At 65.4% G+C, this 23,868-nt stretch carries 24 protein-coding genes; 18 read left to right on the top strand and 6 right to left on the bottom strand.

The window, feature by feature from the left end; genetic code table 11:
- Window positions 1-131 precede the first annotated feature (131 nt).
- The 15 genes from VM054_03930 to VM054_03860 all read left to right on the top strand — a co-directional run bounded on the left by VM054_03930 (window position 132) and on the right by VM054_03860 (window position 16,522).
- Window positions 132-2,771, top strand: a complete 2,640-nt coding sequence (locus VM054_03930) for a CHASE2 domain-containing protein (protein HUT98204.1) — start codon at window positions 132-134, stop codon at window positions 2,769-2,771.
- A 153-nt stretch (window positions 2,772-2,924) separates the two neighbouring features.
- Complete coding sequence (locus tag VM054_03925; GenBank protein ID HUT98203.1) at window positions 2,925-3,938, top strand: RnfABCDGE type electron transport complex subunit D; 1,014 nt, start codon at window positions 2,925-2,927, stop codon at window positions 3,936-3,938.
- 1 nt (window position 3,939) lies between these two features.
- Window positions 3,940-4,353, top strand: a complete 414-nt coding sequence (locus tag VM054_03920; GenBank protein HUT98202.1) for a HEPN domain-containing protein — start codon at window positions 3,940-3,942, stop codon at window positions 4,351-4,353.
- Window positions 4,332-4,748 (top strand): hypothetical protein, encoded by a 417-nt coding sequence (locus VM054_03915; protein HUT98201.1) that lies wholly within the window; start codon window positions 4,332-4,334, stop codon window positions 4,746-4,748. The genes VM054_03920 and VM054_03915 overlap by 22 nt, the downstream gene beginning before the upstream one ends.
- Window positions 4,735-5,367 carry an FMN-binding protein gene (locus tag VM054_03910; protein ID HUT98200.1) on the top strand — a complete coding sequence of 211 codons (633 nt, stop codon included), beginning with the start codon at window positions 4,735-4,737 and terminating at the stop codon, window positions 5,365-5,367. The genes VM054_03915 and VM054_03910 overlap by 14 nt, the downstream gene beginning before the upstream one ends.
- 5 nt (window positions 5,368-5,372) lie before the next feature.
- Entirely contained in the window at window positions 5,373-6,767 is a 1,395-nt protein-coding gene (locus tag VM054_03905) for an SH3 domain-containing protein (GenBank protein HUT98199.1), read from the top strand.
- A gap of 3 nt (window positions 6,768-6,770) precedes the next feature.
- On the top strand, window positions 6,771-7,406 hold the full coding sequence (gene rsxE, locus VM054_03900) for an electron transport complex subunit RsxE (protein HUT98198.1): 636 nt from the start codon (window positions 6,771-6,773) through the stop codon (window positions 7,404-7,406).
- Window positions 7,407-7,413: 7 nt separating this feature from the next.
- A complete protein-coding gene (locus tag VM054_03895) occupies window positions 7,414-8,781 on the top strand; it encodes a glycosyltransferase family 87 protein (protein HUT98197.1) in 1,368 nt (455 codons plus the stop codon).
- 40 nt (window positions 8,782-8,821) lie between these two features.
- Window positions 8,822-9,463 carry a hypothetical protein gene (locus VM054_03890; GenBank protein HUT98196.1) on the top strand — a complete coding sequence of 214 codons (642 nt, stop codon included), beginning with the start codon at window positions 8,822-8,824 and terminating at the stop codon, window positions 9,461-9,463.
- A 29-nt stretch (window positions 9,464-9,492) separates the two neighbouring features.
- Window positions 9,493-10,587 (top strand): FAD-binding oxidoreductase, encoded by a 1,095-nt coding sequence (locus tag VM054_03885; GenBank protein HUT98195.1) that lies wholly within the window; start codon window positions 9,493-9,495, stop codon window positions 10,585-10,587.
- A 90-nt stretch (window positions 10,588-10,677) separates the two neighbouring features.
- Window positions 10,678-11,721, top strand: a complete 1,044-nt coding sequence (locus tag VM054_03880; protein HUT98194.1) for a hypothetical protein — start codon at window positions 10,678-10,680, stop codon at window positions 11,719-11,721.
- A 2-nt stretch (window positions 11,722-11,723) separates the two neighbouring features.
- A complete protein-coding gene (locus VM054_03875; protein HUT98193.1) occupies window positions 11,724-12,296 on the top strand; it encodes an Rnf-Nqr domain containing protein in 573 nt (190 codons plus the stop codon).
- A gap of 373 nt (window positions 12,297-12,669) precedes the next feature.
- On the top strand, window positions 12,670-12,969 hold the full coding sequence (locus VM054_03870; protein ID HUT98192.1) for a FeoA family protein: 300 nt from the start codon (window positions 12,670-12,672) through the stop codon (window positions 12,967-12,969).
- 63 nt (window positions 12,970-13,032) lie between these two features.
- Window positions 13,033-15,423, top strand: coding sequence for a ferrous iron transport protein B (feoB, locus tag VM054_03865; GenBank protein ID HUT98191.1), 2,391 nt, complete (start codon window positions 13,033-13,035; stop codon window positions 15,421-15,423).
- Window positions 15,424-15,862: 439 nt separating this feature from the next.
- On the top strand, window positions 15,863-16,522 hold the full coding sequence (locus VM054_03860) for a hypothetical protein (GenBank protein ID HUT98190.1): 660 nt from the start codon (window positions 15,863-15,865) through the stop codon (window positions 16,520-16,522).
- A 42-nt stretch (window positions 16,523-16,564) separates the two neighbouring features.
- Here VM054_03860 and VM054_03855 read toward each other — a convergent pair whose 3' ends face one another.
- From VM054_03855 to lpxK, 6 genes are all read right to left on the bottom strand, one after another.
- The gene (locus VM054_03855; protein HUT98189.1) at window positions 16,565-17,854 is read right to left on the bottom strand and encodes an ArsB/NhaD family transporter; all 1,290 of its coding nucleotides are present in this window, start codon (window positions 17,852-17,854) and stop codon (window positions 16,565-16,567) included.
- Window positions 17,855-19,138, bottom strand: coding sequence for an ArsB/NhaD family transporter (locus VM054_03850; GenBank protein HUT98188.1), 1,284 nt, complete (start codon window positions 19,136-19,138; stop codon window positions 17,855-17,857).
- A 56-nt stretch (window positions 19,139-19,194) separates the two neighbouring features.
- Window positions 19,195-19,662 carry a CBS domain-containing protein gene (locus tag VM054_03845; protein HUT98187.1) on the bottom strand — a complete coding sequence of 156 codons (468 nt, stop codon included), beginning with the start codon at window positions 19,660-19,662 and terminating at the stop codon, window positions 19,195-19,197.
- Window positions 19,663-19,841: 179 nt separating this feature from the next.
- Window positions 19,842-20,315, bottom strand: a complete 474-nt coding sequence (locus tag VM054_03840) for a PTS sugar transporter subunit IIA (protein HUT98186.1) — start codon at window positions 20,313-20,315, stop codon at window positions 19,842-19,844.
- Between the two features lie 56 nt (window positions 20,316-20,371).
- A complete protein-coding gene (locus VM054_03835) occupies window positions 20,372-21,298 on the bottom strand; it encodes a lysophospholipid acyltransferase family protein (GenBank protein HUT98185.1) in 927 nt (308 codons plus the stop codon).
- Window positions 21,291-22,313 carry a tetraacyldisaccharide 4'-kinase gene (gene lpxK, locus VM054_03830; protein HUT98184.1) on the bottom strand — a complete coding sequence of 341 codons (1,023 nt, stop codon included), beginning with the start codon at window positions 22,311-22,313 and terminating at the stop codon, window positions 21,291-21,293. The genes VM054_03835 and lpxK overlap by 8 nt, the downstream gene beginning before the upstream one ends.
- Window positions 22,314-22,442: 129 nt before the next feature.
- Between lpxK and VM054_03825 the strand changes: the two genes are divergently transcribed.
- From VM054_03825 to VM054_03815, 3 genes are all read left to right on the top strand, one after another.
- A complete protein-coding gene (locus VM054_03825) occupies window positions 22,443-22,907 on the top strand; it encodes a lamin tail domain-containing protein (protein ID HUT98183.1) in 465 nt (154 codons plus the stop codon).
- 148 nt (window positions 22,908-23,055) lie between these two features.
- Complete coding sequence (rpmE, locus tag VM054_03820) at window positions 23,056-23,331, top strand: 50S ribosomal protein L31 (GenBank protein HUT98182.1); 276 nt, start codon at window positions 23,056-23,058, stop codon at window positions 23,329-23,331.
- A complete protein-coding gene (locus VM054_03815; GenBank protein ID HUT98181.1) occupies window positions 23,324-23,836 on the top strand; it encodes a TlpA disulfide reductase family protein in 513 nt (170 codons plus the stop codon). Before rpmE ends, VM054_03815 begins: the two co-directional genes overlap by 8 nt.
- The last annotated feature ends 32 nt before the right edge of the window (window positions 23,837-23,868 follow it).

The raw sequence follows: 23,868 nt of genomic DNA, 5'->3' as shown, positions 1-23,868 counted from the left end.
ATTTCAGCGCTGGACTTCTCCATGCACTAAGCTAGGAAAAAAAGTGGTCGTTGTCAAGGAAATACGTCGCCGGCGCGCTGTGCTAAAATGGAATCGGGTGGTTACCCCCTGCGCCTCGACGGCGGGTCGGGATGGAAAACGACGAGAAAGCGATGAACGGCGCGGATCGGGGGAAGAAAAAGCGGTTCCTCTCCTGGGGGTTCACGGTGGGCCTCCTGGCCGGCGTCGTGGCCGCGGCGTTGAGCGCCGCCGGCCTCCTGGACCGGCTCGAGGTGGGCACCCGGGACCTGCGGTTCCGCTTGCGGGGACCGGTCGAACCCGATCCCGAAATCGCCCTGGTGACCATTGACCAGCGTTCGCTGACGGAGCTGGGGCGCTACCCGTGGCCCCGGGGTCTGTTGGCGCAGCTCGTCGAGCGGATTCACTCCGCGGATCCGGCCTGCCTGGCGCTGGACCTGGCCCTCCTGGAGCCGGACAACCCGGCCTCCGACGAGCGTCTGGCCGACGCCATCGGCATGGGCGTCACCGTTCTACCGGTGTACCTCTCCCCGATTCCCGGCCAGCCGCTCAGATGGCTGACGCCGGCGGCGCCCTTTTCCGCCAAGGCCCACTCGCTGGGTCACGTGGCGCTGGTTCCCGACCTGGACGGCGTTTACCGCACACTGTACGCCTACCAGAGCTACGGCGGCCTTTCATACCCCGCCTTCTCCGCCGCCGCCGCCACCGCTTTCGGCGGGGGGAGGCTCGAACCGCTGTCCGCGTCCCTCGAATCCGGGGTGAGCCAGAGCGACCGGTTGGACATCACGTACCGGGGCCCCACGGGCACCTTCCCGACGTACAGCGCCGTGGCCGTCCTGCGCTCCGACGAAGCCCAGCTCGCGGAGTGGTTCCAGGGTAAGCTGGTCTTCTTCGGCGCCTCGGCGGAGGGGCTGCACGACGCCGTCATCACCCCCTTCTCCATGCGGGCGCCCATGCCGGCGGTGGAGGTGCACGCCAACGCGGCGGCTACGATTCTGGAGGGCGACGAGCCCACCGTCTGGCCGCGCTGGGCCCTCATCGTCCTGTCCCTGGTCCTGGCGGCGGTGACAGGCGACCTCTTCGCCCGCTTCCGCCCGAAAATCTCCATCGTCGTTTTCATCGGTTTCGTCGTCGGCTACCCCCTCGCGGCCGGGGCCGTTTTCGCCCTGGCGAACCATTTACTCCCCGTCGTGTCGGGCCTTCTGGCGGGCTCCCTGGCGTTTTTGTTCACCAGCCTGGGCCGGCTCGTATCGGTCAACCGGGCCCTGGACAAGCGTCTCATGGACCTGGAGCTGCTCCTCTCCGACCAGCTCTCCCGGGAGGAGCCGGTGACCGGCGCCGCGGAGGCGGCCACGAGCCTCACCTACACCCTGGGGCTCCACGGCCTGTTGCTGCGCGACGGAACGGGCAAGGTGCTCTTCCGGCAGGGCGAGGTCGGCAACCCCGAGGATGAGCCGGAGCCGCCGCTGCGCACGTACCGGGACAACTCCGCCGGGACCGAGCTCTGCCTCTTCTACTCGGGGACCCCATCGGTGAACGAGGTGGCGCTGTTGACCGCGGGCGCGCAGCAGTTCAAGCGCATCTTCCGCCCCGCCGGCGGGGAGATCGCCTGGCCCCTGGCCACCCTCACCCGGGAGCACACCCAGGCCAAGCTGGACATCCTGTCCCACCTGGAGGAGAACCTGGCCGCCAGCCGGCTCACGCTCCAGCACGTCCTGGACGCCGCCGCCGAGGTCATCCTGCTCACCAGCGTGTACGGGGTGGTCCGCCTGGCCAACACCGCGGCCCGGGAGCTCTTCGCCGACGGCGACGGGACCCGTGGACCCAAGGAGACGGTGGGTCAGAGCATATACTCCCTCATGCCGGGGCAGAACCTGCGCCAGTTCCTGGTGGATGCCGTGGACGGGGCCATCAGCGACACGGTGAAAATCCAGGGGATGACCTTCCTTCTTGCGGTGGCCCCCCTGGCCGACGAGCGCGGCCTGCGCGGCTTCGTCGTCACCCTCACCGACATCACCGAGCTGGCCCGCATAGACCGGATGAAGAGCGACGTGATGCACATCCTGTCCCACGACCTGAAGAGCCCGCTGGGGACCATCCGCGGCTTCGCCGAGCTCCTCGCGGACCGGGAGGTCTCCCGGGACGAGCGCCTGGAGTACGTGGGGCACCTGGCCGCCGAAACGGACAAGCTGTTGAAGCTCATCGAGACGTTCCTCGACGTGAGCCGCCTGGAGAGTGGCCGGCGGCGGGGCCAGTTCCTCCCCGTGGACCTCTGCGCGGTGGCCGAGGAGGTCATCGAGCTGGGGCGGATAACCGCCAACCAGGCCGGCAAGACCCTCCTCCTCGACCGTCCCCCCGCCGTGAGCGCCGTCCTGGCCGACGTGAACCTGGTCAGCCGGGCGCTGGCGAACCTGCTGGACAACGCCGTCAAGTACGCCCCCGCCGGGACCGACGTGACCGTGGCCGTCCGGGAGCTCGAGCGGGCGGTGGAGGTGTCGGTGACCGACGAGGGGCCGGGGATCGAGCCCGAGGAGCGGGAGCACATCTTCGAGAAGTTCTACCGGGCGAAGGCGGCGCGGGACGTGGGCGGCACCGGCCTCGGTCTCTCCTTCGTGGCCCAGGTGGCCCGGCTGCACCGCGCCGAGGTCCTGGTGGCCTCCACTCCCGGAAAGGGCGCCACCTTCACCCTCCGCTTCAACAAGCCGGATCTGGAGGGGGAAGAGCCGGAGGGTGTCGGGGAAACCGAGGCGTGACGCGCCCGCCCCCCGGTGGTTCGGGCCTGCGGGGGTCGGTTTATGTCGAGGGTCCGCGGGTCCCGTCCCCCGGTGGTTCGGGTTTGCGAGCTTGACAAAGGGGCCGTTTTTTTCCTAGCTTAAACTGATTCCAACCCTTCCCCGGGCGGAGGCATGGCGGACGCTACGAAGCCCTCTCTCGCGGACCATGCGCGCGGAAGCCTCCACGCCCTGCCCTTCTTCCGGGGCCGGACCAAGCCCCTGCCGCTCCACGCCAAGTTCTCCTGGGCCTTCCTCCCCCTCGCGCTCACCTCGGTTTATCTCTTCGGCTGGCGCTGCGCCTTCCTTTTGGCCCTGGCCTACGCCGTGGGCTGGGTCACCGCCGCGGCGTTCTCCATCGTCCGCCGTCGGCCCATGGACCCCAGCTTCTGGATTACGGCGCTTCTTTTCGGCCTGACCCTCCCGGCGCACGTCCCCTGGTGGCTGGTGGTCATCGGGGTGGCCGTGGGGCAGCTCTTCGGGAAGGAGGTCTTCGGGGGCTTCGGGCGCAATGTTTTCAACCCGGCGCTGGTCGGGCGGGCCTTCGTGACCATCAGCTTCCCGACGTACTTCGCCGGCTACTGGTGGAAGCCGTTCTGGGGCGGGATCGGGGGGTTCGCCCGCTGGGCCCCCGACCTGACCGCGGCCGACGCGGTGACCACCGCCACCCCCCTGGCGGCCTTCAAGGGCTCCGGCGTCCAGGGGCCGCTGGGGCCGATGCTCTGGGGGGACACCGGCGGGGCGATGGGTGAGACGGCGGCGGTTCTCCTCGTCCTCTTGGGGATTTACCTCCTCGCGCGGAAAATCGTCAACTGGCGCACGCCGCTGGCGGTCCTGGGCGCCGCGTCGCTGGCCGCCCTCGTGCTTCATTTCCTCTGGCCCGGTTTCGTCCCGGACGTTCCGTTCACCCTGGCCGGCGGGGGGCTCCTCTTCGGGGCGCTCTTCTTCGCCACCGACCCGGTGAGCGCCCCGGCCACGAACGGCGGCCGCTGGCTCATGGGCGCGCTCATCGGCGTTCTGGTCGTAATCATCCGAGCGGCGTCGAGCTTCTCCGGGGGCGTCTTCTTCGCCATCCTCTTCGCCAACACCTTCACCCCGCTGGTGGACTCGCTTATTAAGGAACGACAAAAGAGAAAGAGGGGAGTTTGATATGGGTACACTACTAATGAGTAGTGATTTAAAACAAATGGCACTTGATCGCGTAAGAGATGCTCAGATTTTGTTAGAAGCTAGAAGATACGTCGGTGCCTATTACTTGATAGGGTATGCCGTTGAATGTGCCCTGAAGGCTGTAATTGCTAAACGAACCCGGCGACACGAATTCCCAGAGAAAGAACGTGTGGATGCAAGTTGGACCCATAATTTCGATAAATTATTCGATAAAGCAGCTTTGGGAGAGGGACCAGCGAATAACCAGACAGCGATATATTTGGCTACAGTAAAAAAATGGAAACCTGATTCGAGGTATGAGCCAACGAAAAGTAAAAACGAAGCTGAAGACCTTTTCGAGGCAGTGACACATCCTCACGATGGAGTTCTATCATGGTTGAGAACATTCTGGTAAAGGAGTATCGGGAGGAAGGCTCGATAATTGTCAAGGCATTACTCAAGCACAGCATTCCCGTCGAGGCCGCCTTCTGGTCCTATTACGGTCTGTACGAGCGTTGGGAGTTCTATATCGTCTCCAGTTGGGCGGACAAAAAAGGGATAAATAAAACCTACGGGGAGATATACGATGTCAGAGAGGAGTTAGATACGCTTGAACTGCTGTCATTTACAGACATAAAGTTGATTGGTCTTTCGGATAGCCTCTATAAGCAATACAAGGATGTGCTTAAGCAGCATCAAGAGAAAGGTAGAAAACAGAGGCGGACATCATCCGGGAATCTGTATTCTGGTCCTGACTATCAGTTCTACTCGTACAACATCGTAGTGATAAAACAACATGCCCTTCAATAAAGACTCGCGGCCCTTCATGGTCCTCTTCCTCGTCGCCGCCTCGGTGCTGGTGGCCTCGGCCCTGACCGCCCTCTACGCCTACACCAAGCCGGTGATAGACGAGCAGAAGGCGCGCCTGTTCAACCGCCGCGTCATCGAGGTTTTCGGCCTGGCCGACCCCGGGGTGGAGCTCCCGCCCGCCCGGGTGGACGAAATTTACTCCAAGCACGTCAAGAAGGACCAGACCGGCGGGATGACGCTCTACCGGGGCTACGACGACGCGGGGAAGGAGCTGGGCGTGGCGTTCGAGGCCTCGGGGAGCGGCCTGTGGAGCGTGATTAAAGTCCTGGTGGCCCTGACGCCCGATTACAAAAATATTTACCGCCTGCGGGTCCTGGAGCAGGGGGAAACGCCGGGGCTGGGGGGGCGGATCGCCGAGCCGGAGTTTCTGCAAAAGTTCGACGACCTGCCGCTGGGCCCGGCGCCGGGCTACGTGGGCCTCGTGGCCTACCAGGCCCCCGACAAGCCCTACGAGGTGGCGGCCATCACCGGGGCCACCCAGACCTCGAAATCGCTCGAAAAGCTGCTGAACGAGGGCATCGCGGCCTTTCTCGCCGCGGCGAAGGGGGGGACGCCGTGAAATTGATGACCGTCATCGTTCTCGGCCTGACGGCGGCCGCCGGGGCCCTGGACGCGCCGGGGTGGGCCGATTCGATTTCAACGCCGGAACCGGAGCCGATGTACGCCCTGGTGGACGTGGACGCACTCAACGTCCGCGACGCACCGTCGGTGGACGGGAACAAAATCGGCCTGCTCCACCGGGGCGACCGGGTCGAGATTCTGGCCTGGGCGGTGGATTACGACTCATCGGATGATTACGTCTGGGCCGAGGTGCGCTCGGGCGACCTCCGCGGCTACGTCGCCGCCGAGGAGGATAACTACTACTGGGAGGAGGATGGCGTACGCCACCTGGTCGTCGAGCACGCCTTCGGCGAGCCGGAGCTCACGCTCGCCGCGGACCTGGACTCCGACGGCGCCCCGGAGCAGGTCCGGGTCGGGCCGGGGGAAATCCACGCGGAGTACGAGCAGTTCTACTACGATACGGATTACGTCTATTACCTGCCACTGGTGCTCCGGGTCGAGGGCTCGTTCAGCGCCGAGGTGCGCCTGGCCGATTTCTTCCTGGGGACGAGCGTCGAGGAGGTGCCCGCGGAGGAGTTCATCGCCCGGGAGAAGGAGTCCGGATATCTCGGTTGGGACTACAACTGGAGCCTCTACGGCCTGGAGGCGGGCGACTTCAACGGCGACGGGGCGGCCGAGCTGCAACTGACCCTGGACGCGCGCTCTTCATCCCCCAGGCCGGTCGGAGGGCCTCCCTCAACCCAACAGCGTGTGTTGGGCTTTATCCGGGACGGCGACGGTCTGCGTTGCATCTACGATTACACCGAATGGGCGTTCATCCCCGAATGGGAGGAAGAACCTACCGGGCGCTGGTTCTACATCAGCGGCGGGGCGGAGCTGACCCCGGAGGTGATGCGCTACCACTCCGTGATGAGTTACCTCGATGAGCCGGACCACATCCTGATGGCCCGCGAGTGGCTCAGTCCCCTGGACTGGGTGCGGCACCCGCTGCCGCCGCCCGATTATCTCGCCGGCGGCACGTGGTTCTCGACGGACCTGGAGGCCCGCTGGATTCCCGAGGCCGGCTTCTACGCCCTCTACTGCCCGCCGGGCAACGACTACGCCCGGCCCCTGGGTTACTTCTGGAGCCCGGTAAACCTGACCCGACTTCTCTACGAAGTTCGGTGTGAGGACGGCTCGTATGGCGAGCTGCTCGAACCGCTGACCCTCCTCTGTCTGCCGGAGGCGGGTTCCGCCGAGGCGGGGGTGTTGGAGGCGGGGACGTCCGTCCGGGTGCTGAGCTTCTCCACCGGTAAAGGAGACTGGTACCTGGTTTACACCGGGCAGTGGGACGTGTTCTACGAAGAAGCTGCGCCGTTGATGGGCTGGAGCCGCACCCCGCCGAAGATGGAGGAGTGACCCGTGGCCAAGAAGGGTGAAAACTGGAAGATATTCGTCAAGGGGCTGTGGGAGGACAACCCCATCTTCCGCATGATCCTGGGCATCTGCTCCACCCTGGCCGTGACCAACCAGGTGATAAACACCGTGGCGATGGGCGCAGCCGTGGTCTTCGTCACCGTGTGCAGCTCGTTTCTGGTGAGCCTGGTGCGCAACGTCACCGGCAAGCGCATCCGCATGGCGGTTTACACGCTCATCATCGCCGCCTTCGTCATCATGGTGGACATCGCGTTAAAGTCCTTCGTACCAACGGTTTCCAAGGCCATCGGGCCGTACGTGGGGCTGATAATAACCAACTGCATCATCATGGGCCGGGCCGAGGCCTTCGCCTCGAACAACAAGCCCCTGCCCAGCATTCTGGACGCCGCCGGGGTGAGCCTGGGCTACGCCATGAGCCTGTTGATAATTTCAATTTTCCGGGAGCTGCTGGGCTTCGGGACGCTGGCGGGGATTCCGGTCCTCGGGCCGGGATTCGAGCCGTGGGTGATAATGGTCATGGCCCCCGGCGCCTTCTTCATGCTCGGGACATACATCTGGGTCATCCGCACGGTCCAGGATGGAGCCGCGAGGAAAAGGGACCTCGGCAAATCAACGGCGTAGGTGACGCATGGTCGAACGACGACTGGGTGATTCGGCTGCGACGGGTCTCTTCGCCCACATTTGGGCGTGGGTGAAGGAATCCTGGAGCGTCAGACCGATTTACCGGCTCTGGATAATCCTCGGCGCCGTAGCCGTCGCCGCCTTCTGTTACCTGAGCCTGGCCTCCCTGGTGCGCGTGAACCTGGGAAGCGACAACGACCTGTCCATCTTCTACAGGGCCGCCAACGACTTCTACGCCGGCCGGCGGGTCTACGAGCCCGGGCAGTGGGGATACTTATATCCCCCCGCGTTCGTCGTCCTGCTCGGTCTGATCGCATGGCTGCCCCCGTCGGCCTTCTACGTCGCCTTTGGGCTCGTCAACCTCGGTCTCACGCTGCTCTGCCTGTCCCTCGTTTACCGCCTGCTCCGCAACGCCGATCCGGCGCTCGTCGGGAGCCGCCTGTTCGTCGTCATCGGCCTGCCGCTTCTGTGTACGGCGCATTACTGGTTCTGCAACCTCTTCATCTACGGGCAGGCGAACATCCTGTTGATGGCCCTCGTCCTGGGCGGCTTGGTCATGGCGGAGAAACAGCGGGATTGGAGCGCCGGTATCCTCCTGGGAATGGCGGTGGCGGTGAAGCTCGCCCCGGCGCTCTTCGTCCTGTACTTTCTGCTCCACAAACGCGCAAGGATCGCGGTGGGCGCGGTGATCGTTTTCTTGGTGTTCAACGGCTTGCTGCCGGTGTTGATCCGCGGATGGGATGGAACGCTGGCCTTATACAACGAGTATTACGTCAACTTTCTCCAACCGACGATGTTCGGCAGCCAAGGGGTTCACTACCTGGTCTATCACGACAAGAACGTCTCGCTCTCAGGCGCGCTGGCGCGCTACCTGGTCGCCCCGGAGGGGGCCGGGGCACCCGGCGTCAACCTGTTGAACGTCCCGCCGGCGGTCTTCTCCTGGATAGATAAGGCGCTGCGCCTGGCTCTGCTGGTCCCGCTGATGGTCGCGTTCCGGCGCGAACCGCGCGAACCGCGCCGGCGGCTCAACGAGTACATCGTGATTCTGTTGGCCGTATTTCTGCTCAACGCGGTGACATGGCCTACCTACCTGATTTTCTTGATTTTGCCCCTGGCCCTGGTTACGGCCGATAACGTGCGGCGCGAAAGGTGGTCCTTCGCCGGCATCGTCCTGCTCGCCTGGCCCCTGGTCGAGGCGGCGGCCTTTTTCGCCAACCGCCTGGGGGTTTACAAGCCGGCTTATTTGCTGTTCGTGGTGTCCTCCATCACTGTGTACCTGATCGGCATGAGCGTTTACTTTCTCAGGCGGCGGTTTACGGATGCGCGCGGCGCCGCGGAAACGGCGTCATCCGCACCGTCCGGGACGGGGCGTTGAGGGGGAGTGGGCTGCGCGCCCGGGCGGCTTAGGAGGGAACATGCGGGGAATCGGCCTCATTCTCGTGACGCTTCTGGTTCTCGGCTCGGCGGCCGACGTGCGCGGCCCCGACTTCTGGACCTCCCTGGAGAATGAATACTACTCGGCGTACCTGGAACGCTACGACGATTTCATCATCCTCGACGGGGTGGTGTGGGAAGAGGCGGCCCTCCTGGACGGCGATCCCGCCGCGGGATACGTCTTCCCCCTCGCCCTGGGGCCGGTGGAGGCCGGGAGCGAGATAGAGATCGAGTTGCCGCCCGTTCCCGAGTACGATCCGGCGCGGGAGCCCTACTCGGTTCACGTCTATTTCGGCGTCTCCGGCGACGAGTGGGTGGACCGTGACGTGGCGTACACGGTGACGCACCGCTTCACCGGCGGCGAGTACGACACGGCCGCGGTGGAGGGGCACTGCTGGAGCGCGCCGGTGACTTCCGGGCGGATGTCGGGCTCCCTCCACTCGGTGGTGGTTCAGACCGGCGGGTTCTTCGCCGAAACCGAGGGCGTGGAGACCACGGGGGTGAGTAGGCTTTTCCTGGTGGTGGGCGTCCTGGCGGCCGACGCGCCGGACTTCGAAAAAATCGCCGAATCCCTCCGCGAGGAGCCACCAGAGGGAACGACGGTCGTCTTCTCCGAGCCTTGAGAACTCACGTCAGCCGGTATTAGAGGTATATGCTCCCCATCATCCTCACCTCGGCGGCGGTCATCGGCGGGATAGCCCTCGCCCTGGGGCTCATCCTCGCCCTGGCCGACAAATTTTTGGCCGACTACGGCCAGGTCACCCTCACCCTCAACGGGGACAAGGAGCTCTCGGTCAGGGGCGGCAACTCGCTCCTCTACACCCTCTTCCAGCAGAAGTACTTCATCCCCTCGGCCTGCGGCGGGAAGGGGACCTGCGCCTACTGCAAGCTGGTGGTCACCGAGGGCGCCGGGCCGTACCTGCCCACGGAAAAAATCGTACTCACCGACGAGGAGATGGCCAGGAACGTGCGCTTGAGTTGCCAGGTCAAGGTCCGCAACGACATGCGGGTCGAAATTCCGTCGCAGTATTTTGAAATAAGCGAGTACGAGGCGGTGCTGGAGCGGGCCGAGCTGGTGACGCCGGCCATCAAGGAGCTGACCTTCCGGCTCAGCGACCCGCCGCAGATAAAGTTCAAGGCCGGGCAGTACGTCCAGATACAGGCCCCGGACCCCGAGACCGGTGAGGCGGTCTACCGCGCCTACTCCATGTCCAGCCTGCCCAGCCTGCGGGAGACCGTCTCCTTCAACGTGCGCCTCGAAGCACTCGGCGTCGCCAGCAACTACCTGCACAACATGAAGGAGGGCGACCCGGTGAAATTCTCCGGGCCCTACGGCGAATTCCTCTACGCCCATTCGGGGCGCAACGCCGTCTGCCTGGCCACCGGCGTCGGCCTGGCCCCCTTCCGCAGCCTGATCCCGGACATTTTGGCGAGCGACCCGGAGGTGGAGGTTTTTCTCTTTTTCGGCGCCCGCGTGAAGGGGGACCTCTACGGCGAGACGGACATCGGAGAGTGGGAGAAGAACCCCAAGTTCCACTACATCCCGGTGCTGTCGGCCGATGAGGAGAAGGACTGGGGCGGCGAGTGGGGGCGCATGGACCTCGTGTTCTTCGGCAAATTTTTCGAGGGCCACGCGGACGACGAGTACTACCTGTGCGGGGCGCCGGTGGTGGTCAACTCCCTCACCGCCGAGCTCATCGAGAAGGGCGTCCCGGAAGGCCGGATACACTTCGACAAATTCGGCTAGGCAGCGCGGGGCGCTGCACCCCGGTTCCGCGAGGTCGAGCTTCGTTGATTCAATGACCTTCGCCGCGAGCGATACCTTTTGGACGGTGCGATGAAACCGGTGTTTCTCTGCCTTTTGGCGATGTTGACCGCCGCGTCGGCGGTGCAGGATAAAATCGAACCGGCCCTGGCCTCCAACGGCGAGGGGATAGCCGCCCTCTGCGCCGAGAACGGACTGGCCGGCCGCGTGGCCTGGGTCTCCGATTGCGAAGGCGACCTCGAAATCTACGTGATGGACCTGGACACGGGTCTCCCGGACCGGATTACTTACAACACGTGCGCGGACCGGTCCCCCGCCCTCTCACCGGACGGGCGCTACCTGGCCTGGGTGAGCGAGATGTACGGACAGCCCGACCTCTACCTGATGGACCTGAACAATACCGGGCGGGACCGCGTCTGGGACAAGCTGACCGACACCCCCGGCGTCGAGAACGACCTCTCGTGGTCCGCCGACGGCGAGCGGATTTATTTCTCCTCTTACGAGGCCATTGACTACGGCGCGGTGGGGCTCTTCGCGGGGAGCACCGAGGAGCTGGAGCACCTGTCCGGGCGGCGGAACTGTTTCGCAGTTTACTACTACGATCTGGAGCGCGGGGTCTTGGAGCCGCAGAGCCTGGAGCCGGGAGACTACCGCTGGCCGGTCCACGTGGCGGGCTTCGGTGTGGTCTGCGTCTACGAACCCTGGTCCGAGTTGGTGTCGCCCTTCACCGCCGGGTTGGTTTTCGTTCATGACGCCCTGGCGAACTCGGATCTCGCCACCCCGGGGGACGAGGTTTTCGGCCCGCTCCGCCGCTTCCCCGACGGCACTCTCCTCGTCCCGTACCGGGAGGGGGAATTGATGTACGGCGCCCGGATGGACGCCCCCACGGAGACGGTTCTTTCCTCCCGGCCCCTGGAGCCGGACCGATTCAACCTCGCGCCCGATCCCGCCGGGGGGGACTGGTTCATCGGCCAGACGGCCGACGTGGGCGACCCTTCCTCTGAGATAATCCTGTTCGGGAGCGGGGCCGAATCCGAGCTTCCGGTGGAAATCCGGCTTACGGAAAACGAGAGCTACGACGGCGAGCCAGCCTGGGCCGCCGTCAAGGGGGAATAGCCATGCAAGCGCTGGTCGTCCTCTTCGCCGCCACCTTCACCAACAACATCGCCCTCACCAACTTCCTGGGCATGTGCCCCTTCATCGCCGTCAGCCGGGACGTGAAAACCGCCTTCGGCATGGGGATGGCGGTGACGCTGGTGATGACGCTGACCTCGGCGGCCAACTGGGCCATCCAGCATTACCTGCTGGTGCCCTTCGGCGTGGAGCACCTCCAGTTCATCATCTTCATCGTGGTCATCGCGGCCATCACCCAGGTGCTCGAGCTGGCCATCGAGCGGTTCTCCCCCGACCTCTACGCCTCCTTCGGTGTGTTCCTGGCGCTGATCACGGTGAACTGCGCCATCCTCGGGGTGAGCCTGTTCATGGTCCTGCGGGGGTACGGATTCCTGGAGACGGTGGGGTACGGGATCGGGTCGGGGTTGGGGTGGATGCTGGCGATCGTCGCGCTGGCGGGCATCCGGGAGAAGATAGAGAAGTCGGACATCCCGGCGGGGCTGAAGGGGCCGGGGATAACGATGATTTCCGCCGGCATCATGGCGATGGCCTTCATCGGGCTCACCGGGCTGATTTGAGCCGGGGCGGAGGATTGGCGCGGGAGTCCGTTGGGGCGCCCGTTTTTTATAAAGGCAGCCCTCACCCCAAAGCTGCGATGATGTAGGGCGGCCCGCAGGGGATGCATCCCACGGGGCCGCCCTACATTTGGGGGAGGCGCATCCGCGAAAGATAACGGGGAGAGCGTGGGAAAGTTTTCCCTCTCCCTGTGGGAGAGGGTCAGGGTGAGGGCTACCTTTGAAAAAAGGACCGGCCGGTCGGTCGGCCCCTACGAGTATGTAGCGGAATCGCGCCTCACCCGTTAAGGCGGGGGGCCATTCCGCCCTCCTATTGACATTTAATCTAATTTAGGCTAGACTATGAATGAGACTGGCTCTCAATAGGGCGGATTAAATGAGACACGACCACGGCGCCCCGCAACACTTCGGCAGGCATCATGGGTTCGGTCGCGTGGTCGAGAGGCGACCCGGCGAGGCCCTCTTCATCGAGGACCTGGCCCCCGGCGACGCCTTCGAGGTGGTCGCCGTTTACGGAGGGCGCATGGCGCGGCAACGGCTCTGCGAGCTGGGACTGGCGCCGGGCGTCCGGGCCGTCGTGGAGGAAATCTACCCCCTCATCATCTCCATCGGCGACACCCGCCTGGCCCTGGGCCGGGGCCTGGCCCGCAAGGTGGACGTGCGCCGGGTGGATTAGCGGCCCGTTCGTTTTTCTGATAGGGGGAGGGATCGGCCTCTCCTTTTTCCTCCCGCGGGACTCATGGCCGACGGCAGAACCATCCGGGTCGCCATCGCCGGCAACCCCAACTGCGGCAAGACGGCGCTCTTCAACTCGCTGACCGGCGGCCACCAGCAGGTGGGCAACTGGCCCGGCGTGACCGTCGAGCGGCGCATGGGCCGGCGCGTCTTCGATGGCTTCGACCTCGAAATAACCGACCTCCCGGGCACCTACTCCCTCTCCCCCCTCACCCCGGACCAGCTCGTGGCCCGGGATTTCATCACCTCGGGCGAGCCCGACGTCATCGTTAACATCCTCGACGGCTCCAACCTCGAGCGCAACCTCTACCTCACCACACAGCTCCTGGAGCTCGGCCTGCCGCTGGTGGTGGCGGTGAACATGATGGACGTGGTGGAGTCGCGGGGGGACACGCTGGACACGGCGGCGCTGGCGGAGCTTCTGGGCTGCCCGGTAGTCGGTGTCGTCGCCGTGAAGAGGCGCGGCCTGGACGAGCTCCTCGCGGCGGTGGTCCGGGTGTTCACCTCCGACGAGCCGCGCAAGGAGGTCCACGTCCACTACGGGCGGGACCTGGAACGGGAGATCGCCCGGGTCGAGGGATTTCTCCAGGAGCACCCCGAGGCCTTCCTGGGCGGGCCGCCGCGCTGGCAGGCGGTCAAGCTCCTGGAGTCCGACGCCGAGTACCAAAGCCGACTGGCTCGTCTCGGTGAAGCGGGCAAACCGCTGGCGAAGCTGGTGGAGGAATCCCGGGAGCGCCTGCGGAGCCTCCTGGGCCACGATCCCGAGGACCACTTCGTCGAGGCGGCCTACGGATTCGCCGCCGGGGCCATCCGCGAGACCTTGACCCGCAACGTCGAGGGGCGCGTCAAAACGGCGGAGAAGATAGACCACGTCCTCACCCACCGCATCTGGGGCCTGCCCATCTTCGCCGTCGTCCTCTGGCTCACCTTCGAGGTCACATTCCGGCTGGGCGAGCCGCTGATGGGCGTCATCGGCGGGCTGTTCGGCTGGCTGGGAGGCCTGGCGAACACGCTCATCCCGGCGGGGCTCGTCCGGTCCCTGGTGGCGGACGGGATCATCGGCGGCGTGGGCGGGGTGCTGGTCTTCGTGCCCAACATCCTCCTGCTGTTCGTGATGATTTCGCTGTTGGAGGATTCGGGGTACATGGCCCGGGGCGCCTTCGTCATGGACCGGCTCATGCACCGGCTGGGGCTGCACGGCAAGAGCTTCATCCCCATGGTCATCGGTTTCGGCTGCACGGTGCCGGCGGTGATGGCGGCCCGGACGCTGGAGAACCCCCGGGACCGGCTGGTGACGATTCTGACGGTGCCTCTGATGAGTTGCGGCGCGCGGCTACCGGTGTACATCCTTTTGGCCGGGGCCTTCTTCCCGGCGCGCTACGCGGGGACCGTAATATTCGCCGTTTACGCCCTGGGCATCGTCCTGGCGGTCGTCGCCGCCAAGGTTCTGCGCTCCACCGTCCTCAAGGGGGAGCAGGTCCCCTTCGTCATGGAGCTCCCGCCGTACCACGCGCCCACGGTGAAGGCGGTGCTCCTGCACGCCTGGAACCGGGCCTGGATGTACATCCGCAAGGCGGGGACGGTGATTCTTTTGGCCATGATCGTCATCTGGGCGCTCACCGCCTTCCCCTTGGAGCCGGAGGACGGCGGAAAGTTCGATGGCTCGATCGCGGGGGCGGACGCGGAGTACGTCGAGGAGCAGACCGCGGTGGCCGCGTCGCTCGGTCTCGGACCGGCGGAGGGCTCCGCCGCGACCGGCGACGGCTTCCTGCCGGAGTTGGAGAACGATGCGCCGCTGATGGCGGCGGTACACCGTCTGGAGGCGCTGGAATCGGCGCCGCGCCTGCCCGGCCTGGGAACTGCGGTCATGCCGACCGCCACGGGGGCGGACTCCCTCCTCGACGCCGCGGGAAAACTTCTCGCCGCACGGGATGCCCACCGCTCGCGGCTGGCCGGAATCGAGGCCGACCGTGAGGCCGAAAGGCTCTACCACACCCCGCTGGGCGTCATCGGCCGCGGCGTTTCGGTGGTGATGGAACCGCTGGGTTTCGACTGGAAGGTATCGTCAGCACTCGTCGCCGGTTTCGCCGCCAAGGAGGTCGTCGTGGGGACCTTCGGCGTGCTCTACTCCGAGAGCGGGGGCGATGCGGGAACCGCCCCGCTGCAGGGACGCCTGAAGGAGGAATGGGACGCCCGCACCGGCGGCGGAGGCTGGCTGGTCGCCCTTTCACTCATGGTCTTCGTCCTGGTTTATGTACCCTGCGTGGCGGTGTTGGCGGTGATAAGACGGGAGACCGGGAAGTGGCGCTGGGTGGCCTTCACCGCGGCGTACCTCACCGTACTGGCCTGGCTCGCGGCGGGGCTCACCCGGCTCGTCGGTTCTCTCTGGCTGTGAATGTGTCCACTCCCTCCCCCCTCTGGGGGAAGCGCGCTTACGGACCGGGGAGGGGGGAGCGGGCGGGTGTGGACACCCGCCCCTACGTCCAACCGCGAATCCGTCCCGTAGGGGCGACCGTCCACGGTCGCCCGTTTCCTCATTTACCAAACGTAGGGGCCGACCGACGGCGCGCCGTTCAGGTCGGCCCGCGGGCTGGTCTAAAGACCCGCCCCTACATCATCGCGAATACGAGGCACGGGTTAGGGTGAGGGTGAAGTTTGGGAACGTAGAAACCGCGGTGGGGATTAAAATCCCTGCCCTACGTCAGCGCAACCCGGACCGGGAACCGGGCGGCGTCTGCGCGACACCTTTTTTGTTGCCCGGCGACCGCAAATTTGGTAGCATGATTCAATTGGTCGAGGTAACCTGATACTCGTCACCTGAAAGGAGCCGAAACATGAGGAAGATAGTGATTCTGACGCTGGTCCTGGCCTCGGCGCTACTCTTCTCCTGCACCACGACTACCGATGGAGATGGTGATGGATTGACGCAGTACGCCTTCGACTGGGCGCTGGACAAGGCGAAATCCTGGGCTGAGGACCATTGGGGAAGTTGGGAATCGGCCGCCCATGTTTTCCTGTACCAGTGCGTCTGGGCCGACGACAAGTGCATGCTGGGCCGGCCCCAGGCTGATTCTTACTGGGTTGTATTCTTCCAGAACGCCGACGACGCGGCCTACAGCGTCTTAGTTGATTCTGACGGCGACTGCAACGGAGACGACTACGGCGATCAGGGGGGCGAAATTGACGAGATTGCATCGTACTCCAACGACAAGCTCGAAGAGATGATGCAGTTCGCCCTGTACGAGACGGACTCGTTCTGGGACGACTGCGGAGTAGACCCTGAGGACTTCAACTGGGCGGCCGAGGTGCGCACCGACTGGTACGACGACTTTGATGACGCGGACAACATGTTCTTAGTCTACTTCTACGAGGACCGTGGCGATGATTACGCCTGGGGCGCCATAGCCATTGATGCCGACGGCGATGGCGATGATTACGACTGGTGGTACGTCGTCTACTACGGCAACGGAGCCGCGTGGACGGCGGGCCGGTAGCTCGATACGGACGTAAAGACGGGGGCCGCGGCCCCCGTTTTTTTAATTGAACGCGAAGTAGCGCAGGTAGATGTAGAGGCTGGAGACGACCTGGGCCAGGACCATCGCCGGGAAGCCCAGACGGAAGTAGCTCCTGAAGTTTATGGGCTCCGGCGTCCGCTCGGAGATGGCGCTCATGGCCATGTTGCAGGCGGAGCCGATGAGCGTGCCGTTGCCGCCGATGCAGGCGCCCAGGGAGAGGGCCCACCAGACGGGCTCCGCCGCCGCGGGCCCCAGGCCCAGATGCGCGATGGCCGCGGCCGTGATGGGAATCATGACCGTGATGAAGGGCACCGCGGAGAGGAAGGCCGCGCCGAAGGAGGAGACCCAGAGAATCGCGATGCAGAACCAGAATGGGTTCGGGGTCAGCGAGGCGAAGAAGCGCCCCACCACGACGATGAGCCCCACTTTTTCCAGGGCGCCGGTGATGACGAAGAGCCCCAGGAAGAAAAATATCAACGGCCACTCGATGTGGCCCAACAGCTCCTTGGGCTTCGATCGGTTGACCAGCATCAGCACCCCGGCGCCGACCAGGGCCACCGCGGCCGGAGTGGCGCCGAAGGAGGGCAGCACCACGAACCCCGTCAGCACCAGGCCCAGGACGATCAGGCTCACCGCGAGGGTCGGTCGGTCCTGGATGTACTTGGTTTCGTCGAAGGAATCGGCGCTGATGGTTCGGCCCGTGGGCCTCAATTCCTCGCGCCGGGCGACGAAGAGGTAGCCGAGGCTTACGGCCAGCGCCAGGACGGAGGGCGGGCCGGTGTTTACGACGAAGTTGTGGAAGCCCAACCCGGCGGCCGAGCCGATGAGCATGTTGGGCGGGTCGCCGATGAGGGTGGCGGTGCCGCCGATGTTGGCCGCCAGCGTCAGCGCGATCAACAACAGGTAGGGCTTGTGGTGCAGGGCGTCGGCGGCGAATACGGCCACGGGGCCGAGCAACAGGATGGTGGTGACGTTGTCCAGAAAGGCGCTGGCGACGGCGGTGATGACCGACAGCGCCACCAGCAGGAGGCCGTAGCGCCCCCGGGTCAGACGCACCGCCCGCAGAGCGACGAACTGGAAGACCCCGGTCTGACCGATGACCCCGGCGATGAGCATCATCCCGACCAACAGGCCGATGGTCTCGAAGTCTATGAAGTACCGCCAGGCCTCCTCGAGAGACGTCACCCCGGCGGCGATTAAAAGCACGCCGCCGAAAAAGGCCGCCTTCGCCTTGTCGAGCTTCTCCGTGACGACGCAGAAGTAGACGAAGGCCAGGACGGCCAGGGTCGCAATGGTCGGGAAACCCCACATCTAGGAGAAGTACCTCAGGTAGATGTAGAACGAGCAGATGACCATGGATATGAGCATGGCCGGCAGGCCGACCTTCAGGTAGCTGCGGAAGGTGATGGGGTCCTTGGTCCTCTCGCTGATGCCGCCGACGATGACGTTGGCGCTGGCGCCGACCAGAGTGCCGTTGCCGCCCAGACAGGCCCCCAACGCCAGCGCCCACCAGAGCGGGTCGGCCTGGACCTGGGTCAGCCCCAGTTGGGCGATGGTGCCCTGCAGGAGCGGAATCATCGCGGCCACGAAGGGGATGTTGTCCAGGAAGGCCGAAAGAAACGCGCTGCCCCAGAGGATGATGAGGCTGAGGACCAGGACGCTCGAGGTTGAACCGGCGATGAGGCCGGCGAGCGCGGTGGTGACGCCGGTGGCCTTCAGTCCCCCCACCAGGACAAAAAGACCGGCGAAGAAGACGAGGGTGGGCCACTCTATCTCGCGCAGCAGCTCCTCGACCGGCGGCTTCGTGATGAAGGCGAGCACGGCCGCCGAGACAAGCGCCACCACCGCCGGGGGGAGCCCGAAGAGGTCGTGGACCATGAAGGCCACGATGGTCAGCCCCAGGACCACCAGGCACTTGATCAAGAGCGGCTTGTCGTGGATGGCCTTCTTCTCGTCGTAGCTGGAGATCCGGTGCCCGTCGCTCACCCCGGCGAATTGCCGGCGGAAGGCGAAACGGTTGTAGAGGATGATGACCGCGAGTACTACGACTATAACGGGGCCCAGGTTGGTCACGAATTCCGCGAAGCCCTTCCCCGCGGCCGAGCCGATGAGGATGTTGGGCGGGTCGCCGATGAGGGTGGCCGTGCCGCCGATGTTGGAGGCCAGTATCTCGGCGATTAAAAGCGGCCGCGGGCTCTTGCCCAACAGGTCCGCGATGTAGAGGGTGATCGGGGCGATCAACAGGACCGTCGTCACGTTGTCCAGGAATGCGGAGAAGACGGCGGTGATGATGGAGAACCCGACCATGACCTTCAGGTAGTTGCCGCCGCTCCAACGGGCTATCCTCAGGGCGACGAACTCGAACACCCCGGTGCGCTTCGTGATGTTCACGATGAGCATCATCCCGAACAGCAGGCCCAGGGTGTTGAAGTCTATGTACTCCCGCCAGGCGTCCCCCAGGGGGACGATCCCGGTCACCAGGAGCAGGGCTGCGCCCAGGGCGACGACCTTCGTCCGGTGGACCTTCTCCGAGATGATCAGGGCGAAGGCCGCCACGAAGAGTGCGATGGCGAAGATGGGCTCGTAAGATTCCATAATGAAAAGAGTAGGGCGTGGGTCGTCCGTCGGCCGTTCCCGGTCGTCCCGACCCGCTACCCGGTGTACTTCCCGAAGAAGGCCCGGGCGATGTCCGTGGCGGTGATGACCCCCAGGAGCTTCCCCCCGTCGTCCACCACGCAGAGGATGTCGGCCCGGTGCTTGTGCAGGAGCGCCGCGCACTTCAGGAGCGTCGTCTCCGGGCCCACCTTCAGCGGCTCGTAGTTCATCACGTCCTCGGCCAGCAGGAGGTCCGCGTCGAGGACGTCCAGGTTGCACGACTGGAGGGTGGAGAAATCCTGGATGAAGTCTATGTCGGCGAAGAGCTCCAGGTACTCGGGGAGGAAATAGCCCAGGAGGTTGAGCTTGGTGATGACGCCGCAGAGCTTCCCCTCGCGGTTCACCACCGGCACGCCGGAGATGGTGCTGGCGGCGAAGAGGGCGGCGACCTCGCGCAGCTTGTCACCGCGGCGGCAGGTGATGACGTCGGTGACCATGAAGTCGCGCACTTGTCGGGAGGGCATCGCAACTCCTTGAACTGACGACGTTTATTCGAAAGGGTCTGTAGGCTCCTCAAGCCCCGGACCGGCGGGATTACCTTCGGTCGCAGTTATCCCTTCGGGCGCAATTACGGCTCATGACGCCGCGACCATCGGGCGTCCCGGCGCCGGGGGACGGCTGCGATTGACGAGGGCGGGGCATGTTAACCGGGTATGCCGTTCATCGCGTCCATCTCCCGGATGAAGGTGAGGAAATCGCCAATCTTCTCGAGGTCCAGGAGCCGGCGGCGGTTGTCCTCCTGCTGACAGATGCGGGAGAGCTTGCCCAGGAGCTGGACGTTGAGCTCGGGGTTGGTGGAGGGTGTGAGGAGGAGGAAGACGAGCCGGACCGGCTCTCCGTCCACCGAGCCGTAGTCCACGCCCTTGACGAGGCGGGCGAAGCCCAGGACGGGGAAGGTGACCGATTTGACCCGGGCGTGGGGCATGGCCACGCCGTAGCCCATCCCGGTGGAGGAAAGCTCCTCGCGCTCGAGGATGGCCTCGCGGGCGGCGGCGGAATCCTTCACGCGGCCGGAGCGGCCGACCGCATGGGTCAGGGTCTTGAGGAGCTCGTCCTTGGTCTCGGCCTTGAGCTCGAGGAGGACGGCCTTCTTTTCAATCGCATCGGAGAGGTTCATGACGCCGATCCCGGTTCCCGTGTTTGTTTAGGTTTTCCCGCTTGAAATGTTGGGGGCTATTCTAACGCCGTTCGACCGTCTTTTACAAGGGACTTAGTTTTCCATCGCCGGTGCAGCCAGTACCAATCGGCGGGATAGCGCCGGACCCAGTCCTCCAGGGCGCGGGCGTACCCGACCGTGAGCCGGCGGACCTCGGCCGCCTCGTCGGCGGAGCGGTCGGCGCGGAGGGCGGGGAAAATCTCCGCGTGGAGGTGGCCGTTTTTGCCCCGGCGGGCGAAGCCGAAACAGACCGGGGCGCCCAGCTTGTAGGCGAAGAAGGCCGGCCCGCGGTGGAAGCTGGCCGGGGCGCCGAGGAACTCCACGAACTCGCCCGCGGGACCGGCGTCCTGGTCCGCCAGGATGTAGAGGATGCGGTTTTTTTTGAGGGCGCGGACCACCGGCCGGAGCTCCTCGTCCACGAAGATGACGTCGAGGCCGGCCTTGGCGCGCAGCTTGTTCAAGAAAACGTCCACGAGCCGGTTGTGCTGGCGGGTGGCCAGGGCCGCGCCGGGGGCCGCCTCCGCCGAGAGGTAGGCCGAGGTCAGCTCCCAGGGCCCGGTGTGGGCCGACGCCAGGATGACTCCCCCCTTCGCCTTCAGCGCCCCGTGCAGGTGCTCCATCCCCTCCACGGTCATCCACCTGTGCCGCCGTTTTTTGGTGAAGTAGGGCAGGCGCATGAAGTCCACGAAATTCTGGGCGGTGCGGCAGAAATTCCGGCGGGCGGTTTGGGCCGCCGCGCGCCGGTCCAGCCCCAGCCGATCGCGGAGGTTTCCCTTGGCGATCCGCCGGCGCCGACCGAGGACCAGGAATAAAAAATTGCCCAAAAGCCAGGCGTTGAACCGGGCCAGGGCGCGCGGGCTCAGGTTGGCCAGAAGAAAAATCAGCCAGACCAGGGCGTACTGGAGCCGGTGCCCCAGGGTGGGCCTGTAGTCTTCCTCAGCCACGTCCGCACCTCCGCGCGACCGCGCCGACTTCCCCCAAAAGCCTCGCGCCGTCCTCCCCGGCGAAGACCACGCGCCGGTCCAGGACCCGCAGGCCGTCGAGCGCCCCGGAGGGTATTTTCACCGCGTCCTTGGCGGTGGTGACGGGAAGGTCGCCGGGGTGGGCATCCATCAGGCGGCGCAGCTCGCCGAAACGCCGGGCGTCGTAGCGGGCGTGGTCGGGAAAGGCCCGCGTCTCCACCAGCTCCACCCCCAACGCCCTCAAGTCGTCGAAGAAGACCGTCGGCCGGGCGACGCCGCAGAAGGCGATCACCCTTCTCCCACTCAACCCGCCCGGTGGAAGTTCTCCGCCGTCCGGGGCGAGCTCCACGGGCTCCCGCCGGGCGCGCAGCATCAACGGGGCGGGGAAACGAAGGCTCAACCGCCGGGCCTCCTCCTCCGACGCGTCCCAGAAGACCACGGCGTCCACGCGCTCCAGGCGCACGAAGGGTTCCCGCATCCTTCCCCAGGGGACCAGACGCGTGCCGCGCTCGACGTAACCGAGCCAGTCGCCGCGCTCCAACACCGCGATGTCGTAGTCCCGCGCCAACCGCCGGTGCTGCAGGCCGTCGTCCACCAGAATCAGGTCCAGGTTCAGCGGGTCGAGGAGCTCCGCCGCCCGGGCCTTCACCCGGCAGACGGCGACCTCGGCGCGCGGGAGCCTTTTCGCCAGGAGCGCCGCCTCGTCCCCCGCCTCCTGGACCGAGAGGTCGCGGACCAGCGCCGGTCGGGCCGTTCTGTGCGCCCAGCTTCCCCGGTAGCCCCGGGCGACGACGCCCGCGGCGAGCCCCCGCTCCTCCAGCCGCCGGGTGAGCCAGTGGACGAGCGGAGTCTTCCCCGAACCGCCCGCCGCGAGGTTCCCCACGCTCACCACGGGGGTCCGGGTCCGGACGCCTCCGCGCAGGCCGTCCAGCAGGCGGTCCGCCTGGACGCCCACGGCGTATACGAAAGAGGCTGCCGCGGCGGGTGGGTTGAACATAGCGCACTCGTTGGATTATTGCGGCATGGTAGCACAGCACCCGGCCGCTTTCAACCCGATTGAATGTTGACTAGACCCGCCGGGCCCTGCTACACTCTCCTCTCCGCGAAACCAGGCGGAGGTCGGAGCTTGCGTCGCCCCAGTATCAGAATCGCCGCCATCCACCCCGACTCCCACCGCGAGTACCGCCTCACCCAGGGGCTGCCCCGGTTCAACTCGGAGTGGATCGAGCTGCAGAACGTGTCCGAACTCCCGGTGGATGTCTCCGGTTTCTTCATCATCAACGGGGGCGGGTACGAGTTCACCATCAACCTCGTCGGGCGCGAATCATTGATTCTGCGGCGCGGGCAGTCCATGCTCGTCTTCACCGGGATGCCGGACAACCCCCGGGACCCGGCCCGCTGCTACATCGCCGAGGAGGCCACCCGTGTGTTTCTCCAGCGCAAGGAGTACATCTGGAGCGTGGAGGAGGACGTGGCCTTTCTCTACGAGAGCCGCGACGACTACGAAGCCGACCCGGCCTCCTACATGGACTACCACCGCTTCACCCGCCAGGGCAACCCCAGGGAGCCCCGCCCGACGCCGGGCGCCTAGGCGGTCCGTTGACGGCGGCCCTGAATTGAATTAACATACCGCTCCCCGGCCGGGGGAGTGTTGCGATGAAAGCCCAACTGACGGCGATGGAGTTCGCCACCGTTCACCGGTCGGAGGGGCACCACCGGGCCATTTTACGGGAGTAGCCATGAAGCCCAAGATACACCCCGAGTACGTGGACGCGACCATCACCTGCGCCTGCGGCAATCAGGTCAAAACGCGCTCCACCAAGAAGGAGATCAAGGTGGACGTGTGCAGCGCCTGTCACCCCTTCTACACCGGCAAGCAGAAGCTGGTGGACTCGGCGGGCCGCGTCGAGCGCTACATGCGCAAGTACGGCCTGGAGAGGGGCGCCGAGGCGAAGAAGGATGAGGAGAAGGACGAGGAAACCGGGACCGAGGGAGAAGGAGAGGCCGATGCGTAAGTTGACCCTTTCCGTCGCTGCGGCGGCGGTCGCGCTCATCCTGGCCGCGGGCTGCGGCGGGGGCGGCGGCACCCTGGGCAATCCCGCCGTGGACTTCGAGGCCTCGGGGCTCGACGGCAAGATGTACAAACTTTCCGACTATTTTGACGATCTGGTCTTCCTCAACTTCTTCGCCAGCTGGTGCGAGCCGTGCCGCGTAGAGGTGCCCGGCATGCTACGGCTGGCCAAGGAGTACGAGGGCAAGCCCTTCCAGCTCATTTATGTCACCGAGGACACCGCGCCCGCCCTGGCCCAGGGCATGGTGGACGACCTGGGCATCTCCGTGCCGGTGCTCCTGGCCGCCGAGGAGCCATTCGCCTCTAACGAGGAGGCCAACAGGTTCTACGCCCACCAGGCCATCCCGGTCACCTTCATCATCGCCCGGGGGGACCTGGTGGAGGTGCTCGTCGGGTCCCAGATGGAAGAGACTTTCCGGGCCAAGATCGAGGCCAACCTGCCGAAGTAGGTTGGGCTGGTAGGGGGGTGGAAGTTCGCGCT

This window comes from bacterium, from assembly GCA_035528375.1.
Classification (GTDB): Bacteria; RBG-13-66-14; RBG-13-66-14; order RBG-13-66-14; family RBG-13-66-14; genus RBG-13-66-14.
The sequence above is the reverse complement of the archived record's forward strand: the minus strand, read 5'-3'. Positions and strand labels throughout refer to the sequence as shown.

Bases quoted from the DNA above. Each gene is read 5' to 3' on its own strand.
- VM054_03930 (HUT98204.1), top strand. From the start codon at position 132: ATGGAAAACGACGAGAAAGCGATGAACGGCGCGGATCGGGGGAAGAAA.
- VM054_03925 (HUT98203.1), top strand. From the start codon at position 2,925: ATGGCGGACGCTACGAAGCCCTCTCTCGCGGACCATGCGCGCGGAAGC.
- VM054_03920 (HUT98202.1), top strand. From the start codon at position 3,940: ATGGGTACACTACTAATGAGTAGTGATTTAAAACAAATGGCACTTGAT.
- VM054_03915 (HUT98201.1), top strand. From the start codon at position 4,332: ATGGTTGAGAACATTCTGGTAAAGGAGTATCGGGAGGAAGGCTCGATA.
- VM054_03910 (HUT98200.1), top strand. From the start codon at position 4,735: ATGCCCTTCAATAAAGACTCGCGGCCCTTCATGGTCCTCTTCCTCGTC.
- VM054_03905 (HUT98199.1), top strand. From the start codon at position 5,373: ATGACCGTCATCGTTCTCGGCCTGACGGCGGCCGCCGGGGCCCTGGAC.
- VM054_03895 (HUT98197.1), top strand. From the start codon at position 7,414: ATGGTCGAACGACGACTGGGTGATTCGGCTGCGACGGGTCTCTTCGCC.
- VM054_03890 (HUT98196.1), top strand. From the start codon at position 8,822: ATGCGGGGAATCGGCCTCATTCTCGTGACGCTTCTGGTTCTCGGCTCG.
- VM054_03885 (HUT98195.1), top strand. From the start codon at position 9,493: ATGCTCCCCATCATCCTCACCTCGGCGGCGGTCATCGGCGGGATAGCC.
- VM054_03880 (HUT98194.1), top strand. From the start codon at position 10,678: ATGAAACCGGTGTTTCTCTGCCTTTTGGCGATGTTGACCGCCGCGTCG.
- VM054_03875 (HUT98193.1), top strand. From the start codon at position 11,724: ATGCAAGCGCTGGTCGTCCTCTTCGCCGCCACCTTCACCAACAACATC.
- VM054_03870 (HUT98192.1), top strand. From the start codon at position 12,670: ATGAGACACGACCACGGCGCCCCGCAACACTTCGGCAGGCATCATGGG.
- feoB (HUT98191.1), top strand. From the start codon at position 13,033: ATGGCCGACGGCAGAACCATCCGGGTCGCCATCGCCGGCAACCCCAAC.
- VM054_03860 (HUT98190.1), top strand. From the start codon at position 15,863: ATGAGGAAGATAGTGATTCTGACGCTGGTCCTGGCCTCGGCGCTACTC.
- VM054_03855 (HUT98189.1), bottom strand. From the start codon at position 17,854: ATGTGGGGTTTCCCGACCATTGCGACCCTGGCCGTCCTGGCCTTCGTC.
- VM054_03850 (HUT98188.1), bottom strand. From the start codon at position 19,138: ATGGAATCTTACGAGCCCATCTTCGCCATCGCACTCTTCGTGGCGGCC.
- VM054_03845 (HUT98187.1), bottom strand. From the start codon at position 19,662: ATGCCCTCCCGACAAGTGCGCGACTTCATGGTCACCGACGTCATCACC.
- VM054_03840 (HUT98186.1), bottom strand. From the start codon at position 20,315: ATGAACCTCTCCGATGCGATTGAAAAGAAGGCCGTCCTCCTCGAGCTC.
- lpxK (HUT98184.1), bottom strand. From the start codon at position 22,313: ATGTTCAACCCACCCGCCGCGGCAGCCTCTTTCGTATACGCCGTGGGC.
- rpmE (HUT98182.1), top strand. From the start codon at position 23,056: ATGAAGCCCAAGATACACCCCGAGTACGTGGACGCGACCATCACCTGC.
- VM054_03815 (HUT98181.1), top strand. From the start codon at position 23,324: ATGCGTAAGTTGACCCTTTCCGTCGCTGCGGCGGCGGTCGCGCTCATC.